16 protein-coding genes are annotated in these 18,744 nt (G+C 35.2%); 6 read left to right on the forward strand and 10 right to left on the reverse strand.

Annotation, left to right across the window (positions count from 1 at the left end):
- Positions 1 to 70: 70 nt before the first annotated feature.
- Genes ACNFU2_RS19285 through ACNFU2_RS19300 form a run of 4 tightly spaced genes read left to right on the forward strand, consistent with a single transcriptional unit; the run spans position 71 to position 3,856 of the window.
- Positions 71 to 1,024 carry a GSCFA domain-containing protein gene (locus ACNFU2_RS19285; protein WP_172276597.1) on the forward strand — a complete coding sequence of 318 codons (954 nt, stop codon included), beginning with the start codon at positions 71 to 73 and terminating at the stop codon, positions 1,022 to 1,024.
- Positions 1,024 to 1,548, forward strand: a complete 525-nt coding sequence (locus tag ACNFU2_RS19290) for a DUF4269 domain-containing protein (RefSeq protein WP_273650912.1) — start codon at positions 1,024 to 1,026, stop codon at positions 1,546 to 1,548. The genes ACNFU2_RS19285 and ACNFU2_RS19290 overlap by 1 nt, the downstream gene beginning before the upstream one ends.
- Positions 1,549 to 1,552: 4 nt before the next feature.
- The gene (locus ACNFU2_RS19295) at positions 1,553 to 2,317 is read left to right on the forward strand and encodes a TatD family hydrolase (RefSeq protein WP_172276600.1); all 765 of its coding nucleotides are present in this window, start codon (positions 1,553 to 1,555) and stop codon (positions 2,315 to 2,317) included.
- Positions 2,318 to 2,323: 6 nt separating this feature from the next.
- The gene (locus ACNFU2_RS19300; protein WP_172276603.1) at positions 2,324 to 3,856 is read left to right on the forward strand and encodes a hypothetical protein; all 1,533 of its coding nucleotides are present in this window, start codon (positions 2,324 to 2,326) and stop codon (positions 3,854 to 3,856) included.
- Between the two features lie 43 nt (positions 3,857 to 3,899).
- Here the strand turns inward: ACNFU2_RS19300 and ACNFU2_RS19305 are convergent, their stop codons facing one another.
- The 5 genes from ACNFU2_RS19305 to ACNFU2_RS19325 form a co-directional block, all read right to left on the reverse strand.
- Positions 3,900 to 5,156 carry a DEAD/DEAH box helicase gene (locus tag ACNFU2_RS19305; RefSeq protein ID WP_172276605.1) on the reverse strand — a complete coding sequence of 419 codons (1,257 nt, stop codon included), beginning with the start codon at positions 5,154 to 5,156 and terminating at the stop codon, positions 3,900 to 3,902.
- A gap of 266 nt (positions 5,157 to 5,422) precedes the next feature.
- Positions 5,423 to 6,457: a DUF6438 domain-containing protein gene (locus ACNFU2_RS19310; RefSeq protein ID WP_273650915.1), complete on the reverse strand. Its 1,035-nt coding sequence runs from the start codon at positions 6,455 to 6,457 to the stop codon at positions 5,423 to 5,425.
- Entirely contained in the window at positions 6,450 to 7,433 is a 984-nt protein-coding gene (gene obgE / locus ACNFU2_RS19315; protein WP_172276611.1) for a GTPase ObgE, read from the reverse strand. The genes ACNFU2_RS19310 and obgE overlap by 8 nt, the downstream gene beginning before the upstream one ends.
- A 78-nt stretch (positions 7,434 to 7,511) precedes the next feature.
- Positions 7,512 to 8,093 (reverse strand): adenylate kinase, encoded by a 582-nt coding sequence (locus tag ACNFU2_RS19320; protein WP_172276614.1) that lies wholly within the window; start codon positions 8,091 to 8,093, stop codon positions 7,512 to 7,514.
- A gap of 45 nt (positions 8,094 to 8,138) precedes the next feature.
- Positions 8,139 to 8,693 (reverse strand): phosphoribosyltransferase, encoded by a 555-nt coding sequence (locus ACNFU2_RS19325; protein ID WP_172276617.1) that lies wholly within the window; start codon positions 8,691 to 8,693, stop codon positions 8,139 to 8,141.
- Between the two features lie 197 nt (positions 8,694 to 8,890).
- Here ACNFU2_RS19325 and ACNFU2_RS19330 point away from each other — a divergent pair, with 197 nt between their 5' ends.
- Positions 8,891 to 10,480: an ABC-F family ATP-binding cassette domain-containing protein gene (locus ACNFU2_RS19330; RefSeq protein WP_172276620.1), complete on the forward strand. Its 1,590-nt coding sequence runs from the start codon at positions 8,891 to 8,893 to the stop codon at positions 10,478 to 10,480.
- Between the two features lie 145 nt (positions 10,481 to 10,625).
- Here ACNFU2_RS19330 and ACNFU2_RS19335 read toward each other — a convergent pair whose 3' ends face one another.
- Both ACNFU2_RS19335 and ACNFU2_RS19340 read right to left on the reverse strand, forming a co-directional pair.
- Positions 10,626 to 11,216, reverse strand: coding sequence for a hypothetical protein (locus ACNFU2_RS19335; protein ID WP_172276623.1), 591 nt, complete (start codon positions 11,214 to 11,216; stop codon positions 10,626 to 10,628).
- An 85-nt stretch (positions 11,217 to 11,301) separates the two neighbouring features.
- Entirely contained in the window at positions 11,302 to 12,237 is a 936-nt protein-coding gene (locus ACNFU2_RS19340; RefSeq protein ID WP_273650916.1) for an alpha/beta fold hydrolase, read from the reverse strand.
- Positions 12,238 to 12,443: 206 nt separating this feature from the next.
- On the opposite strand from ACNFU2_RS19340, the gene ACNFU2_RS19345 reads away from it, so the two are divergent.
- On the forward strand, positions 12,444 to 13,730 hold the full coding sequence (locus ACNFU2_RS19345; RefSeq protein ID WP_172276629.1) for an adenylosuccinate synthase: 1,287 nt from the start codon (positions 12,444 to 12,446) through the stop codon (positions 13,728 to 13,730).
- Positions 13,731 to 14,005: 275 nt separating this feature from the next.
- Here the strand turns inward: ACNFU2_RS19345 and ACNFU2_RS19350 are convergent, their stop codons facing one another.
- The 3 genes from ACNFU2_RS19350 to ACNFU2_RS19360 form a co-directional block, all read right to left on the reverse strand.
- On the reverse strand, positions 14,006 to 14,830 hold the full coding sequence (locus ACNFU2_RS19350; protein ID WP_306611148.1) for an N-acetylmuramidase family protein: 825 nt from the start codon (positions 14,828 to 14,830) through the stop codon (positions 14,006 to 14,008).
- 68 nt (positions 14,831 to 14,898) lie between these two features.
- A complete protein-coding gene (locus ACNFU2_RS19355) occupies positions 14,899 to 16,728 on the reverse strand; it encodes a hypothetical protein (protein WP_306611150.1) in 1,830 nt (609 codons plus the stop codon).
- Positions 16,729 to 16,796: 68 nt separating this feature from the next.
- Positions 16,797 to 18,407, reverse strand: coding sequence for a hypothetical protein (locus ACNFU2_RS19360; protein WP_172276639.1), 1,611 nt, complete (start codon positions 18,405 to 18,407; stop codon positions 16,797 to 16,799).
- Positions 18,408 to 18,744: the final 337 nt, after the last annotated feature.

Consider the following 18,744-nt stretch of genomic DNA (forward strand, 5'->3'; position numbering starts at 1 on the left):
ATTAAAGGTTTTGGTAAGGAGTTGTTTAGGCTTCTTCTTCCACCTTTAGCTTTAGCCTCTTATATTTACAATGAAATTCAGAACCGAAGTTGACATCAAAGAATCTGCAAAAAAGATTGAAATTGAAGATAAAATATTTTCAATAGGTTCCTGTTTTGCCTCAGAGATGTCGGATCTGCTTCACCAGGGACAGCTTCAGACGGTCAATAATCCGTTTGGAACCCTGTTTAATCCGTTTTCGATCAATAACGCAATACAAAGGCTTCATGATTCACACTTTTATGAAGAAGAAGATTTAATCACGTTTAATGACGAATTTATTTCCCTTGACCATCATACGAAATTCGATACAAGGTATATTCATCAGACACTGGATAAGATCAATGGCCATTTAGAAGAAGGGAATCTCTTTTTGCAGGATACTAATTGGGTTATTATAACCTATGGAACCTCCTTTATTTATGAATTTCAGCCTAAAAACAAGCTGGTAGCCAATTGTCACAAAATTCCACAAAAATTCTTTAACAAAAGGTTGCTAACCCATCAGGAAATCACAGATTCTATTTATCAGACCATTTTTAGCCTGAAAGATATCTGTAAAGAAGATGTTCAGATTTTGTTTACGGTTTCTCCCGTAAGACATACCAAAGACGGTATGATGGAAAATCAGTTAAGCAAATCAAAATTGATATCTGCAGTACATGAAGCTATTTCAGGGATTGAGAACTGTCATTATTTACCCGTTTATGAAATATTGATGGATGATTTAAGGGATTATCGTTTTTATAAAGAAGATATGATTCATCCCAATTCTCAGGCTGTTCAGTATATCTTTGATAAATTTGGAGCTGCTTATTTTGCGGAAGACACAAAGGAGTTTATCAAAGAAAATTTTAAAATCCATAAAGCCCTGCAACACAGGACAGCAGATGAAAAAGATCCTAAATATGTTGATTTTAGAGAAAAATTAAAGCAAAGAATTGAAGCTCAACAGAAAAAGGTAAAACATAAGATATTCCAGTAATGATAACAGACTTTACAAAGATTGATTATTTGGAAAGCGGTAACCAGAGGCAGCAAAGGGCTCACTTGGTGCTTACAAAATATCAGATCCTGGAAAAACTAAAAGATTTCTCACCCTTGCTTGCAGGAACTATTCCTATTGAAATTGATATTGACGGAAGCGATCTGGATATCATTTGTGAAGTTAAAGATGAAGATTTCTTTTTGGAAACGATCCGCCTTTCTCAACTTATTCCACCAGGAATTCATTTCACAGTAGAAAAGATTGAGATAAAAGGGGAAAAATCTATTGTGATCAATTTTAATCTCGAAGAGTTTCCCATAGAGATTTTTGGTCAAGATAAACCGACGACGCAACAAAATGCTTATCGCCATATGGTAGCAGAGTACACAATATTACAGGAGAAAGGAGAGGAATTTAAACAACAGATTATAGAACTTAAGAAGGAAGGGATAAAAACGGAACCGGCTTTCGGTGTATTAATGAATTTAGAAAACCCTTATGAAGATCTATTAAAATTTTAAAATTATGATTGACACCCATACACATTTATACGCTGAAGAATTTGATGAAGATAGAAAGGAGGTTATTCAAAGGGCTTTAGACAAAGGAATTACGGAATTTTATCTTCCTGCTATTGACTCTGAGTCTCATGAAAAAATGCTTCAATTGGAAGCTGAATATCCTGGACAGGTTTTTTCAATGATGGGATTGCACCCTTGCTACGTAAAACCCGAATCCTGGGAAAAAGAACTGGCAATTGTTAAAGAATATCTTGATAAAAGAGCATTTCCTGCCATCGGGGAAATAGGAATTGATCTCTATTGGGATCAATCAACTCTAGATATCCAGGTAAAGGCTTTTGAACAACAAATCGACTGGGCTATTGAGATGGATCTGCCTATTGTAATCCATACAAGGGAAAGTTTTGATGAAACTTTTGAAGTCTTGGAAAGAAAAAAGCATCCGAAATTGAGAGGAATATTTCATTGTTTTTCCGGTAACCTTGAACAAGCAAAACATGCTATCGATCTTAATTTTTTATTAGGAATTGGTGGAGTAGTGACCTTTAAAAACGGGAAAATAGATCAGTTCCTGCAAGAAATTCCTTTAGAAAAAATTGTTCTGGAAACAGACTCTCCTTACCTGGCTCCGGTTCCTCATAGGGGTAAAAGAAATGAAAGTTCTTATCTTGATCTGGTGGTAGGAAAGCTGGTGAATATCTACAATAAAGATTTTTCTGAAATTGACAGAATCACAAGCCAGAATGCAAAACACATTTACAATTACTAGGCCTATATGAAGCTTTTAAAAGAAAATATCCATTATCTTCTTTTCCTTTCTGCTGTGTTTTTTCTATGGAATCCGGCGAAGTTTCCGGTTGATGATGGTTATTTTTATCCACAGATTGCCTATAATATGGTCAGAAATGGCTTTATGGGGTTTAATGATTTATACCTTACCAATGGCTTCCATCCTTTATGGATGGTATTCTGTGTTATTGCGGAAGCGATCAATTTTTTGGGTAAAAGTTTCTCAGTATACATTCTATGGTTTTTTCAGGTTATCTTTATCATTGCGGGATACAGATTTTTTGAAAAAACCTTATTCAAAGATTCAGTAAGTGGAAAAGTATTGAGCTTAGCATTGTATTGCTTAATTTTTTTCAGCCTTGGATCATTATATTTAACGGAAGCGCATCTCACCTTTTTCACCATTGCCTGGCTGCTTTATTTTCTTTGTAAAAGATACACCAACGATTTTCTGTTCGGATTCATTTGTAGCCTCGTTTTTCTGGCAAGGCTGGATCATATTTTTATCATTATTCCTTTAGGCTTTCTTTATTGGAAACACCGGGACTGGAATTTTCAAAGCATTTCTAAAGTAATTTTAGGATTTTTAATTTTGGCGGGACCTTATTTATTTTCCAATCAGTATTTGTTCGGAGATATGGTTCCTGTCAGTGGCAGAATAAAAAGTTCCTTTCCTAAAGCTAATCTGGATGATCCTTTTGGTTTACTCCCTGATTTATTCTTATTTGTGGGTTCCGCATATTTGATATTTTTGATTTTTACTAAAAATATACACTACCGCTCTGTCAAAATTTTATTTATTAGCGGAAGCTTTATTCATTTATTGTATAATGTATTTTTCCAGTCATATACAGGACAGTGGTATTTTGTATCACAATTTATTTTTTGTGGCTTTTTTATCAATGATATTGTTGAAAAATTTCAATTGAGAATAGTACCTGCGAGATCCAAGTTTATAATTTATTCTTTGGGTTCAACATTTTTCTTATGTACAATCGGGATTTTGAAGCTCAAGACCAACCTAAGCATATTTCATAACGTTTTTGATAACAAGTCAAAATTTGAAAAGAAAACAAAGGATATGGTAAAGAATTTGGCAGAAGATCTGGTTAACGTAGTTCCTCGAAAGTCTCGAATATATGTTTATGATTTTCCGGGTAAATTTGCTTTTTACTCCGATTTTAATTTTATACCGGCAGATGCTTTGGTAGCCAACTCTACTTTTTTTAATGAAATAAATACGCTCCGTTTTAAAGATTATCTCAAAAAAAATAAAATTAACTATATGCTCTTTCCCAGTCAACTGGAAAAAGGAAGGAACTCAATCACTTTTATGGGCATGGATGTTAAAAAGAAAAATAATCGTAATATGTTTTACTTTAGGAATACTTTAAGTAAAAAGATCATAGACAGTCTTGATGAAAATGAGTTAATTAAAGTGAAAACCTATTTAAATCCTGCAAAGACCTGGCAGGCGCAGTATGACTCGGTGACAATTTACAAGCTAAAAGAAAAATAACGAGAATAAAAAAGCTTTCAGGAATAACCCTGAAAGCTTTTTTTTATTTTTTCCTAAAGAAACTTTTATTTTTTGGCTTTTTGAAACCAATGTCTTTCTTCTGAGTAGGTTTAGGTTTTCCCTGTCCCGGATTCATAGGTTTATTATTTGAATCCCTTTTTTGTGCAACCAGGTTTTCGGTGTGGAACGGGTGGTCTTTAACCACTGGAATTTTAAGTCCGATAAGTTTTTCCGTATTTCTAAGGTTCAGCAAATCCAGACCATCTACAAAAGATAAAGAAGTCCCTTCCGAACCCGCTCTTCCTGTTCTTCCGATTCTGTGAACATAGGTTTCGGAAACATCAGAAAGCTCGTAATTAATTACATATTTCAGCTCATCAATATCAATTCCTCTTGCTGCAATATCTGTAGCAACCAATACTCTGGTTTTTCCGGATTTGAAGTTGTTTAGCGCATTTTGACGTGCATTTTGAGATTTATTCCCATGAATCGCTTCCGTTGAAATGCCATTTTTTTGTAATGTTCTTGCAATCTTATCAGCTCCGTGCTTGGTTCTTGAAAAAACCAAAACAGATTCAGAGATATGATTTTTAAGAATATGTGTAAGTAATCCCAATTTATCTTCTTTCTGAACAAAATAGACAGATTGTTTAATGGTTTCAGCTGTCGAAGAAACAGGCGTTACTTCTACCTGTACCGGATTGCTGAGGATGGAATTGGCAAGCTTTTGTATTTCAGGAGGCATAGTTGCAGAGAAAAATAAAGTTTGCCTTCTCTGTGGTAAAAGCTTAATAATTCTTTTAACGTCATGTACAAATCCCATATCCAGCATTCTGTCAGCTTCATCCAGAACAAATATCTCCAGGTTTTTAAGACTGATAATTCCTTGTGCAATGAAGTCAAGGAGTCTCCCCGGTGTTGCTACAAGAATGTCTACTCCTTTTCTTAAAGCTGCTTCTTGTGAGCCCTGTTTTACACCTCCGAAAATAACTAATTTTCTTAATGGAAGATTTCTTCCGTAAGCATTAAAGCTTTCTTCAATCTGAATAGCCAGTTCCCTTGTAGGCGTTAAAACCAAAGCTTTGATCTGATTAGTCTTTGGACGTTCTGAAAGGTTCTGGAGAATGGGAATAGCAAAAGCTGCAGTTTTACCGGTTCCGGTTTGCGCCGTTCCCAGTAGATCTTTTTTCTCTAAAATAGAGGGAATAGCCTTTTGCTGTATAGGAGTTGGTTTTTCATAACCTTCCTGTTGAAGCGCATCTAAAATGGGCTTGATGATTTTTAAATCTGTAAATAACAAAATATATTGCGTATTAAAAATAATGCGGTCGAAGTAGTATACTTCATCATTTTTAGCGAATCTGCTAAAATTGATTAACAGAATTTTTAAGTAAAATTAATTACCGAAAGGGCTGAGAATGCCGCGAAATATGCTACAAAGGTAGTTAAAATATTTGAAGTTTATTATTTTACTTCCATACCTGCGCAATTAAGGTCTGTTATCGATATTTTTAATCTTTGAAATGTACAGAAATAGGATCAACGAGTATCAGATGATCGGGGGACTTAATGTTTTATCTTCTTCCATTCCTGATTGAATCTTAGGTCGAACAGGGTTTTATAAAGAGTTGTTAATCCATAACTTCCAACTAAACCATAATCTTTAATCTTTTTGATCTTCCCGTTGTCATAGGTAATTGTTAAAGTTGACAACTGATCATCGGTCCAACTTACGGAATAATCATCTTGAAGCTCCGGAAAATTAATATAGCCAAGAATTGTTTCAATTTTTTGAAAATCCGATGCTTTTATTTGGGTTGTAAATTTTCCTTCACCTTTTTCAAAAGTTTTACGGGATTTCCTTTCTATTTTTTCAAAGGAATCATTACGGTTGATAAAATTGTAAGTCTTGGCAATAAATTGAGAGGTGCCGTTTTTACTCAATTCAAGCGTAAACACCGGACAGGTTCCAAAACAGGGCTCTGTTTCAAAAAATATTTTTTCAATAGTATACTTTTGAGGTTCCGGATTATACTCTACGAAATTATCAAATTTATAAGTCAGAATCTTATTGACGATTTTGTGGTAAAAATTGTATTTCTCAGAATTAAAATCTTCGGTAACTTCATCGTAGAAAACAGAGATATAATCTTTGCCATTTATGGTAGACAATTTCGGGATTACAAAATCAAAATGATTCAGAAGTAAACTCTTGGTCATATACTTATTGTCTATATCAAAAATAACCTTTACAACTGCACTACAACTGCCTCTGGATGATTGACAGCTGTTGTCATCCCCGATAAATAATAAATCCGTTTTCCCATTATGATCAAAGTCTCCTTTATAAAAACTTTTGTCAACACCCAGACTATCAGCAGTCCTTTTTATAAGGGGTGACAAATTATCATCTTCAAAGCTCCTGATCGTTTTTAACGTAAACTCAGATAAAAAATCATCTTTTGATTGTGAACATGACCGTATAAAATTGACAGCCTCAATGTCTGTTTTGAGGCTGTCAATTTTTGATAAAGTCTTACTGCTTTGTGAAAAACAAAATTGGTAAAATAAAACTAATATGAAGAACAGTGTTCTATCCATGTAGTTTTTTCCAGATAACATCCTTAAGTTCCGTAAGTCCTTCACCGGTTACACCCGAGAAGAACAGCGGCTGCCTGTTTTCAGGAAATTCTGCTGAAATTTCTTTTTTCAGTTCATCGTCCAGAAGGTCTGCTTTTGAAATGGAAATAATAAAGTCTTTATCCAATAATTCCGGATTGTATTCTTTAAGCTCATTTTCAAGAATTTTAAACTCCTGGAAATGATCTTCAGAATCTGCCGGAATAAGGAATAACAAAATTGAATTTCTCTCAATATGTCTTAGGAATCTATGGCCAAGGCCTTTTCCTTCAGCGGCTCCTTCTATAATCCCCGGAATATCAGCCATTACAAATGATTTGTAATTTCTGTAGTCTACGATTCCCAGGTTAGGCGTCAAAGTTGTAAATGCGTAATTGGCAATTTTAGGTTTTGCCGCGGATACGGAAGCCAACAATGTTGATTTTCCGGCATTCGGGAAACCTACAAGCCCTACGTCAGCTAAAATTTTAAGCTCAAAAACCACATAACCTTCCTGTCCCTCCATTCCCGGCTGTGCGTAACGTGGGGTCTGGTTTGTTGAAGATTTAAAGTGCTCGTTACCAAGTCCTCCTTTTCCTCCTTCCATCAGGATGATTTCCTGACCATCTTCTAAAATTTCACCGATGATTTCACCCTCTTCATTTTTGGCAATGGTTCCGATAGGCACCTCTATATAAACATCGGCACCATAAGCTCCTGTTAACTGATTTTTTCCTCCGTTTTCTCCACGCTCCGCTTTCACGTGACGGGTATAACGGAGTGGTAGTAAAGTCCATTCCTGAGCATTCCCCTTCATAATAACGTGGCCTCCACGACCTCCGTCTCCACCATCAGGGCCACCTTTAGGAATGTATTTTTCACGGCGAAGATGCGCAGAACCTGCACCTCCATGACCGCTTTTACAATGAATCTTTACGTAATCTACAAAATTTGACATAATTTTAATTCAAGGTTTAATGTGTAAGGTCCAAAGTTTAAACCTTGAATATTTAACTTTGAACCTTGAATCAAAAATTTATTTTTGAATTTTTTCTACTTCAGCAAACAATTTCTCAGAAATCTCATTGATCTCACCAACTCCGTTTACCTCTACATATTTTCCTTGTTGCTTATATAATTCAGCTACTTCAGCTGTTTTCGCATAATATTCTTTAATCCTGTTCTGGATGATTTCTTCGTTGCTGTCATCAGATCTTCCACTGGTTTCTCCTCTTTTCAGCAATCTTTCAACCAAAATTTTATCTTCAACGATTAATGAAAGACAAACATCAATCTCGTCATTCAGTTCCTCTTTAACGATTTTTTCCAAAGCCGCTGTCTGTACTGCTGTTCTTGGATATCCATCGAAAATAAACCCTGCCGCATCGGTTGGTTTTCTCAATTCGTCCACCAACATGTCGATTGTCACCTGGTCCGGAACCAATTCTCCCTTATCGATGTAAGATTTAGCTAATTTCCCAAGTTCCGTGTCATTCTTCATATTGAATCTGAATAGATCACCTGTAGAGATTTGCTTTAAGTTAAATTTTTCGATGAGATTCTGAGCTTGTGTTCCTTTTCCACTTCCTGGAGGCCCGAACAGAACAATGTTTATCATTTTTATTTAATTAGATATTTTAAGTTTAAATTTCAGGTTTTGAAATTAATGGTTGATTTTACCTTCTTCTAACTGATATAAATCCGAAAGATTTCTTCCCAGTTCATCGTAATCTAATCCGTAACCCAGAACAAATTTATTTGGAATTTCCTTTCCAATATAATCCAGTTTAAAATCCTTCTTGTAAACCTCAGGTTTTAGTAAGAAAGAAGCCAGTTTTACAGATTTTGGTCGTTGTGTTTCTTTGAAATATTTGAAAAGGCTTTCAACAGTATTTCCTGTATCTACGATATCTTCAACCAGAATAATATGACGGTCCTTAACATCTTTCGTCAGCTCCATCTTCTGGTAAACAATTCCCGTAGATTCCGTTCCTACATAAGAACTCATCTGGATAAAAGCAATCTCACAGTTTCCCGGATAATGCTTTAAAAGATCTGAGAAGAACATGATAACTCCGTTCAAAACTCCTATGAAGACAGGAACTTCATCTTTGTAATCCTCATAAATTTTCAGCGCTGTCGCTTTTACTATTTCCTGAATTTCCGCGTCCTTTAGATAAGGAACAAAAGTTTTGTCGTGAACTTTAATGCTTTCCATAAAAAAATTTAGTAGTTGGCAAAGTTACGGATTTTTGATTTTTGATTAAAATGTTTTTATGTTTAATCTATTATTTGCATTATATTTGCATACACAAAACCTAAAAATACGCTCATGTAGGATATAATTTCTTTCAGATTTGATCAGATGATAATCCCCTTGGATTATTGATGTTTAACTTTAATTAGAAAGAAATCATGATTTTTCTACAAAATATATCCTATAGGTTTCCCAACAGAGACCTGCTTTTTAATCATATCAATGTAACGATCCCAACATCTTCAAAAACGGCTTTGGTCGGAAGTAATGGCATGGGAAAATCTACCCTGCTTAAAATTATAGCAAATGAAATCCAACCTTTGGAAGGGAACTTACATATTGAAGGAAATTTATATTACGTTCCGCAAATGTTTGGAAACTTTAATCATCTTACCATTGCAGAAAGCCTGAAAATTGACCAAAAACTAAATGCTTTACAGAAGATTAGCAGTGGCGAAGTAGACGACATTTATTTTGATATTCTCAACGATGATTGGGATATTGAAGATCGTTGCCAAATGGCTTTACAATACTGGCAGCTTGAGAACCTGGATTTAAATCAAAAACTAGAGGGCCTGAGCGGAGGACAGAAGACAAAAGTCTTTCTTGCAGGTTTACAGATTCATCAGCCGGATATCATTTTGCTGGATGAACCCACTAACCACCTCGATCTTGAAGGACGGAGTCTTTTATATGACTATATTGCGAAAACAAGTGCTACAATAGTTATTGTGAGTCACGACAGAACTTTATTAAATCTGGTTGATACGATTTACGAATTGAGCAATCAAGGCATTTCAACGTATGGTGGGAATTTTGATTTTTATGTTGAACAAAAGGAAATAGAGGAGGAGGCATTGCATCATGACATTCATGCCAAGGAGCGGGCTTTGAAAAAGGCAAAGGAAAAAGAAAGGGAGACCTTGGAAAGGAAACAAAAATTAGATGCCCGGGGAAAGAAAAAGCAGGAAAAATCAGGAGTTGCAAGAATTATGATGAATACCCTCCGGAATAATGCCGAAAAGAATACCTCCAAACTCAAGAATATTCACGCTGAAAAGATTAGTGATCTTTCCGCAGGACTTAGGGGATTGCGTTCATCTGTGAAAAATACAGAACAAATGAAAGTAAATTTCAACGATTCTGATCTTCACACAGGGAAAATTCTTATGACAGCGGATGATATTAATTTCAGATATCATGAAAAACTCTTATGGGCTAAAAATCTGGATCTCGAAATCAGAAGCGGAGATCGTATTTGTGTGAAAGGACCGAACGGCTCCGGAAAAACGACTTTAATTAAACTTTTAATTGGTGATTTGGATGCTTCCATTGGAACTATTTCAAGAACTGATTTTAATAGTATTTATATTGATCAGGAATATTCGTTAATTGCTCAGGAAGCAACCATTTATGAATTTGCCCAAAGGTTTAATGATAATGCGTTACAGGAGTCCGAAGTAAAAACCATATTGTCCAGATTTTTATTTGGAAAAGAAACATGGGATAAAAAAGGAGAAATGTTAAGTGGAGGAGAGCGCCTTAGACTTTTATTGTGTGGGCTTTCAATCAGTAATAGGGCTCCCGATATCATTGTTCTCGATGAGCCCACAAATAATCTGGATTTGCAAAATGTAGAGATTCTTACCAACTCCATTAAAGATTATAAGGGGACGTTATTAGTGATTTCTCATGATGAAATCTTCCTGGATGAGATTGGTATAGAAAGTGAAATTGTGCTGGATTAATACAGCGATAAGTATTTTAAAAATGATACTTTTTAAGTTGCGGGGATTTTAGGGTCGATAATATTTTGGAATAATCATTCCGAAGGAGTCTAACTGTTAAATGTGAATAATGGCTTTGGAATCCTTCGGAATGATAATTTAGCACCTATTTTATTTCAATTTTCGGTAATTGATAATTTCCAACTACTTCTATTAATTTGGAAGAGTTATTTTTCAAATTATTGAAGAAACTTTCTATGTTTTCTTTATATCCCCTTTCACTAACGCCGAAAAGTAGGACTCCTTTACTTTTATTGTTTGAAATAAGTTTATAACGGTAAACATTTCTTTCTGCGATGAGTATTTCTTTCCCATCTTTCGAATTCTCAGTAATGAGAAAATCTAAGATATATTCTTCGCCGTTTTCATAGATTTTGTAATTGACGACCGGATTGGATTTTTTCAGGTTCTCAAGTTCTGTTACTTTTCGATTAATTACATCTTCAATTTTAAGAGTTCCCTGAATATAATCGATCATAACTAATGTGCCGTATTTTTCGATTTTCTCGGTTGGGCTTAGGTATTCTTGTTTGTAATAATTCTCATTAGGATGAGAGCTCCAGATTAGATTATAGAATGTATTATCAATTTTAATAGGTCCGGGAATACTCAGATACTCATTAATTTTATTTTGTGCGTCTAAAGAAAGAGAAGAGTATAGAAACAGGATAATAAGAAGGAGTGATTTTTTAGGCATGTTTGCTTTTAATTTTGTGTTGGTATTGATGATCAAATATACAATAATCAAAATACCTAAAATGAAAGAGTTATAAGAATATTTGTTACAAAAGTTTCTCAATCCACTTGTAAATATCATCCAGAACCTCTTTCCGGATTTCCTCATTCATAATTTCATGCCTCATTTCAGGATAGATACTGTAATCCACCTTAATGAATCCATTCTGTTTTAAATTATTTACTGTTTGCATAACTCCTTTTCCAAAATTCCCGATAGGATCGTTTTTTCCACTAACAAATAAAAAAGGGAAGGATTTGGAAATGGGATTTGCCCAGTTTCTTTTGGTTGCTTTTTTATACAGTTTGAATAATGCATAAAATGCATTGTTGGTAAAAGGAATTCCAGAAAGTTCATCCTGAGTAAAAGCATCTCTATTGGCTTCATTGAGGCTTAGCCAGCTTGTGTCGCCAAAATTTTTATCTTTTCTGAAATGGTTGTTGTTTACGAAATTAAAAAGTGAATTGAAAAATGTTTTTTGTTTGGGTGCTATTTTATTGGCGATTGAAAAATAGGTATTCAAAAGACTGATACCCGCTAAAGTACCTCCGGTGCCAACGATGATAGCTCCTGTAAGCCGGGTGCTAATTCTTTGAAGAAGACACCGTGTAACAAAAGAACCCATCGAATGACCGAGGACAAAATGTGGTACATCAGGATATTGATAGCTTAGGTGATCACTCATCATTTCCGCATCATCGATCAATTTTTTATCCGGTCGGTTCAATTGAAAAAATCCGATATCTTTTTTTTCTTTCACTGATTTTCCATGTCCCAGATGATCGTAAGTGATTACAGCTAATCCGTGACCGGCAAAATATTCTGCTATTTCATTATATCTTCCGCTATGTTCCTGCATTCCATGGATAATTAAAAGACTTGCCTTTATCTCATTCTTCTCAGGGGTAAATACATTGTAAAAAAGTTGAGGCTGATCGCTGGTATTTTTAGACAAGTATCCTGTTTGATGTAATGTTCTCATATCATAAACTATCTTTATTATTCTCAAACGCTACTCAAATATACACATAAATAAAAGATTTTTGGTTTGATGATAGATCAATGATGTCGTAAAAAATGCTTGTAATTCTATGATTTTAAACTAGAATGAAAATAAATTTTCCACATAATTTGCCCACCCTATTTTTTCAGAGTAATTTTGCATGAATCTAAAAACAATAGTAAAATATGTCAACTTACGTAGTTGTAGGTCTTCAGTACGGAGATGAAGGTAAAGGGAAAATCACGGATGTTTTATCCGCTAAATCGGATTATGTAGTACGTTTCCAGGGTGGAGACAATGCAGGTCATACGGTTTATGTGGGTGATGAAAAATTTGTTTTACACCTTCTTCCTTCAGGAGTTTTGCAGTGCAAAGGAAAATGCATCATTGCCAATGGAGTAGTGGTGAATCCTAAATCTTTCATCAAAGAAGTTAGCCAGATTGAGAGCAAAGGTTTAAGAACCGACCATATCTTTATCAGCAGAAGAGCGCATGTGATCATGCCTTACCACATTCTTTTGGATACTTACCGTGAAGAAGAGCATGGAGGAACTCAGATCGGGACCACTAAAAAAGGAATCGGACCTTGTTACGAAGATAAAATTGCAAGAGTTGGAATCAGAATGATAGATCTTCTGAATCCTGAGATTTTAAGAGAGAAAATAGAGAAAAACCTTAAAATTAAAAATTCTCTTTTTGAAAAATACTACGGAAAACCGACTTTAGACGTAGAAGAAATTTACAACGAATTTTTAGAGATAGGAAAACAGCTTCAGGACAGAATTGTAGATACAGAAGTTGAATTGAATGAAGCGATCAGAGATGGTAAAAACGTTCTTTTTGAAGGGGCTCAGGCATTGATGTTGGATATTGATTTCGGAACGTATCCATACGTTACTTCATCTTCTCCATCTACAGGAGGAGTTTGTACGGGAGCCGGTGTTCCGCCAACTTCACTTCAGAATCTTATTGGAGTTGCCAAAGCATACTGCACAAGGGTTGGAAACGGACCTTTCCCATCTGAATTGGATAACGAATTAGGAGAAAAAATCAGACAGATCGGTGGTGAATTCGGAGCGACTACCGGAAGACCAAGAAGAACCGGATGGTTGGATCTTGTTTCGTTGAAACATGCTTGTATGATCAATGGTATCAATAACCTTGTAATTACTAAACTTGACGTTCTTACAGGAATTGAAAACCTAAAAATTGTAACTCAGTATAAAACAGAAGATGGTAAAGTAATCGATTACTTCACTTCTTCTACAGAAAAATTATACAATTATGAGCCTATCTACCAGGATTTACCGGGATGGAGTGAAGATCTTACGAAGGTAAGAAGCTATGATGAACTTCCTGATAACGCTCAGAAATATATCGAATTTATCGAGCAGTATTTAGGAATCAATGTGTACTTGGTTTCTGTTGGACCGGAAAGAAGTCAGAACATTATCAGAAAAGAATTATTCTAATACTATAGAATATCATTTATAAAAAAAAGAGACTGTCACATGTGATGGTCTCTTTTTTTTGTGATCCATAAGGTTTATTCTTGTCTCTGTGAGGATTATTTGTGGTAAAATAATTTGTCACTCCATGTATTGTTGTTACATTTTGAATGTTAACTTAAATTATATATTGAAAAAAACTCCCACAGATTTCATCAATTAATCCGAATTTTTTTCTGTGAGAGTTTCAATTGCAGAACAAAGGGAACTTTTGAAATCAGTGTACTGCTTTTAACCATCTAATTCAAATATTTTGCATAAGCCTTAGCAAGCTTTTCATCGTATTTATTCTGCTTATAACCCGTACCATTATAGCCTTTTGCAAAATTGCCCCAGTTTTTATTTCTCAAATGAACCAAAAGTCCATTCTTTTCTAAAAACTTTCCAAAAGCTTTCAGGTGTTCCCCTTCATTGATCTCCATTTTAGATACAAAATCATTAACATCGGTATAACCCAGGTTTTTAGCATGAAATCCCATGATCTGAAAGCTTCCCCAGGATGCTGATGACAATGCAGCATCTTTAAATTTGACATCAGATCCTAAGCCTATAGCCTCATTTAATCGGTCATATTCTCTCACCCCACCCAGATAATAGGTTCTGGTCCATTTAGGATAAAGAATGTCTTTACTTGACTCGTTGTAATAAGAGTTTGGATTAATTCCTCGCTTTTCGAGTTCATTCCAGAAAATATGCCCTTCAAAAAGAATCTTAGGTTTATTGTTGATTAAAAAACCTTTTCCACTGCTTTCAATTTCATTAACGGCTTTTACAGCTGCTAATTCAAGGTCGTACTGATCAGCAAACGAGATAAGGTCACTTTCTTTAAGGAATTTATCCGTTGAGATAATCGGATTGGAATTTTTCTGCAATAATACTGCCCATGTTTTTATTCCGACAATTCCGTCTATTACTAAAGCATTTTTGCTTTGGAAATCTTTAACTGCCGCATCTACTTCCAGGCTGAAAGAATCTGAAATTTTAATAGGATATCCCAGCTTATAAAGTAGTTCACATAATGTGAGAACTTCAGGCGCTTTCGTATTGTATTTTAAGAGTTTCATGGTGTTTTTTTTGTTTATTAAAAGATTAAACTATTTTTGAGTAGGGTTCGTCCATATATTCACAAAAGTTAGCTAACGGGAATCTTTGGCATCTTCTCACAAATCATTCCGATCAAGAAAAATGACTTGAATTTAACTTCCTCTCTCTGAAGTTTGTATTCTAAATTAATAGGAGTTGTACTTGTTACACTGAAGTTTTGGTTCAAAACTGAGTAATCATCTATTCTCAGCTCAATACTGTATTCGCCTAATGCGATAACCTGATTGACAATTCCTGCTTCGTTTGTTTCTATTTCATAAATCCTGCTGTTGTTGGTTCCTTTAATGGAGATTGAACATTTATAAACAGGATCGTTATTGATTTTATCCAGGACCCTGAATTGTATATTCGCTCCTGATGATGGAACCTGGATAGGGTATTTTATGGGGACAAAGATTCCTGTATTTCTAATGGGGATTACAGGTTTTACTGGTGGAGCCGGAGTTATGGGTTGTGGTGTTGAAACGGGAGTAACCGGTCTTACATTCCTTACACTATTGAGAACATTCATATTAATTCTGTTGAATGCAGGGATCGGATGTACTTTGGCTGTTTCCGCAACAGGTTCAGATTCAGGTTTTGTTATGAATTCTGTGGCAGTAATCTTTGAGTTTTCATAAAGGGCTGTTTTTCTGGTTAAGTTGCTGAGCTGGTCGGATTTAATGGTTTTTACATTTGTAATGGCCTTTAAGAACTTTTGATTATTGTTTTTATTGACAAAGAGCTGCTGCTTCATGATCAGAGGACCAAAATAAATAAGTTGATCGGGGTTGTTGATTGCATCATTTGTAATTGAAGGATCTAAAATTATTTTCAGATTCTTTATTAAAATCATGGTCTTGGGAAAAGCAGGTAGTTTAAAATCACTCGAAATTGTTTGTCCGTCCGATATTTTTTTTGGCTCATTCCATTCAAATAGTTGCGAAAGCATAAAGTTTTTGCTGAACCAATTTCTTTTTAAATGCACAAAAGAATAATCCAGTTCAACCGCCTGAATAACGCCCTCGTCATAGTCAATCGAAAGAATTTCTGAGGGGAGGTTTTCGTGGGAGTTTTTTGCTTCCGTATATAAGGTTTCGAGTTCCTGTTTTTCAATTCTTATATTGTTCCATCCTGATTCATTTTCCATGAAATCATAAGGAATAAAATTAATATCATGAATAGAAGCATTAGTGATTACGTCGGTTTTTTCAGCTGCTTCAAAGGTGTTTTTAGCATTTTGGGCCATTGCGAGATAAACATCTGCATCAGAAGCTTTGTTGATTCTTGTCAATTCCTTATCGATGTTATCTTTATTTCCTTTTATTTTCCAATCTGAAAAGGCGATCTCTTTTGTTCCGTTTAAATGAGTAAGCTGATCATTCCAATTGTTTCTTTCCTCATCGCTGTCCAGATCGTCAAAAAGCTCGAGATGAGCTGTGATCTTATCAATTACCTGCTCATGAGCCAGCCTGTATTTTTTGTAAGCCTTAAATTCTTTAGTGTCATTCTTTTTAGCATCGAAAAGGATGGAACTTTCAATTGCCAGTGTCTTATCAAGGCTTTCTTCAAGATTTTTTAAATTGTTTTTATCTAGAATATCACGATAAATGTCAAACAGGGAATTGTTAGGATTCAGGTCCCAGAACTGAGAAGATATAGGAACTGAATTAAGTTCGTAGGCCATATTCTGCTTTTTAATTATAGAAAGGGCTTTTTTCTGATCATCGTTGAGCTGGTTTTGTGGCTTTAAAAGCTCAAGTTCTTCATTTTCATATACCCTGAGGGAAGGACATATCATGGGAAGGTCATTTTCCATCGAGCTTTGGGATAGATAAGTGTTTTTAAGTTTCTGGTAGACGGCAATAAAATATTTCATGGCATTAGTTTTTGTTTTTTAAATAACCGACAGAAAAAATCTGCCGGCTATTCTTGATGAGAAGGATATTATGATTTTCCGTCAGTCCATTTTTTGATCTCCGGATTAGGATCCGGTGATTTCGGAATGACATGGCATTTATAACCGATAATGTAGATTCCGTCAGAATTCAGTTTCTTTCCATTCCATTTGGCATTGGATTGTACATCCTGGTTATCGTAACTGTAGCTTCCGCCGAAAACGAACGGTCCTATTCCAACAGCAGCCCCCGCACTGACAGAGTTTTTAACATCCGTAAAAGCAGTACTGTTGTTTGTAAAATCAAGGCAAACGTCTTTAGCAATGATAAGCTCGGTAATGATAGAAGGCATTAACCCTTTTCCTTTTCCATCGCTGATGACATCGCCACTTAAAGTTTGAGGAGATTGTTCATGTAGTTTCCAGTATTTGGATTCAATAAAGTTTTGATTAAGCCATCCTCTTTCCACTCTTACTTTTCCAAGCTTGAAAGAGACCTTCATATTCGTATAATCTGTATTGATCTTTGTTTTTTCGTGCTTTCCGCCACCTTTTGCACCAATAGAGAAAATGCCCATGCTAAATCCTGCGGCTGCACCCCAGTTGTGAACTGATTTTGAATAATCATAATTAGATTCACCTTCTACGATGGTAACTGTGGGCCATCCTTTAGACTCTTTTAATGCATTAGCGGCAACCGGAACGGATGGTGAATAATTTGTATAGTCCAGAACCCTTGTTCTCTGACTGTTTCTGAACTCAGACTCCATCCTTTTTTTGATGACGAGCATGTTTTTCTGCTCTACCTCACTTAAATAATTTTGTATTTTCTCGACGGCTTCTTTGTATCCAAGAGATTGCCACGCTTTAAGGGATGCATCTTCTCTTTTTTTCATGTTCTTGCCATCGATCGATAATTTGGCCATTGCTTCCGCATCTCCGTTATCGGCAGCAGTTCTGATTTCATTATTGGCGTCTACGATATCGTAATATTTCATCTGATATTCTACATATTTAGAATACATCGGAGAAACGAAAGTGTGGAAGATCTCAGGTTTGTTTGTGTCGTCTATAGGTGAATTAGGATCAAAGTCTGTGTTTTTTACCTTCTTAATTTTGAAAAGCTTATCCCTTAACGTATTCAGCTTTTTTTCTACTTTTTCATCAAATTGAGTATCAACGACTACGGACCATTGCAAAAGATCTTCATATACTTTAGATACTCTTTTCTGGGAATCGTTCATAATGCTCATGATCGACATTACCCTTCCGTTGCCTGAACTGGTAAGCGGAGGAAGCTGAGAAGGAATGACATCCACCATTGCAGCAAATTGCTCCATTTGAAGATATTTTCTGAATTTACTGTTTGACAGGGCGTTCTGGTAAGCCTCCATGTCAATTTTCGGATTTCCGTTAGCATCCAGGATAGGTTCTCCTTTAGCGTCCAGCATTGGTTTTGGTGACGGGGCGTCCCCAAATAGTCCGTTGAGTGCGTAATCAAAGGTGTCTTCCGATAGAGTAATCCCTACCGGGTCAAATGAAATGAAATCATTAGGTCCCAGAGAGTCGGGGTCTCCACCATTGGTTACGGTGTCATACACTTGTTTTAAAAGCATGCTCATTAATGAGTTTGATTTTGCTTCTTGAGTTAAAGTTGGCATAATTATTAAGTTTTTGTTTTTTTGCTTACTCTTTTCGGTTTTCAGCATCCCCGGTTTGGTATGGTACAAATGTATTTTGACTCTGGGTTCAATATCTCAGTATTTTTCCTGTTTTAAGATGTGGTTTTTACTATTTTTAAAATATTAATGAATTTAATTAGTTAAAAATATAATATTGTTGAATAATTTTAATATCTATAATGGTGTTTTTAATACTTTATTATTGCTTGCATAGTTAATTTTATCGATTGTCATAAATTTTTTTAAAATATTAGTGTTTTGTTAATAAAATGGCAAATGTTTTGATGGTGTAACATTACTTATCGATAAGTGCTAT

Source organism: Chryseobacterium sp. PTM-20240506, assembly GCF_048296755.1.
Taxonomy (GTDB): Bacteria; Bacteroidota; Bacteroidia; order Flavobacteriales; family Weeksellaceae; genus Chryseobacterium; species Chryseobacterium proteolyticum.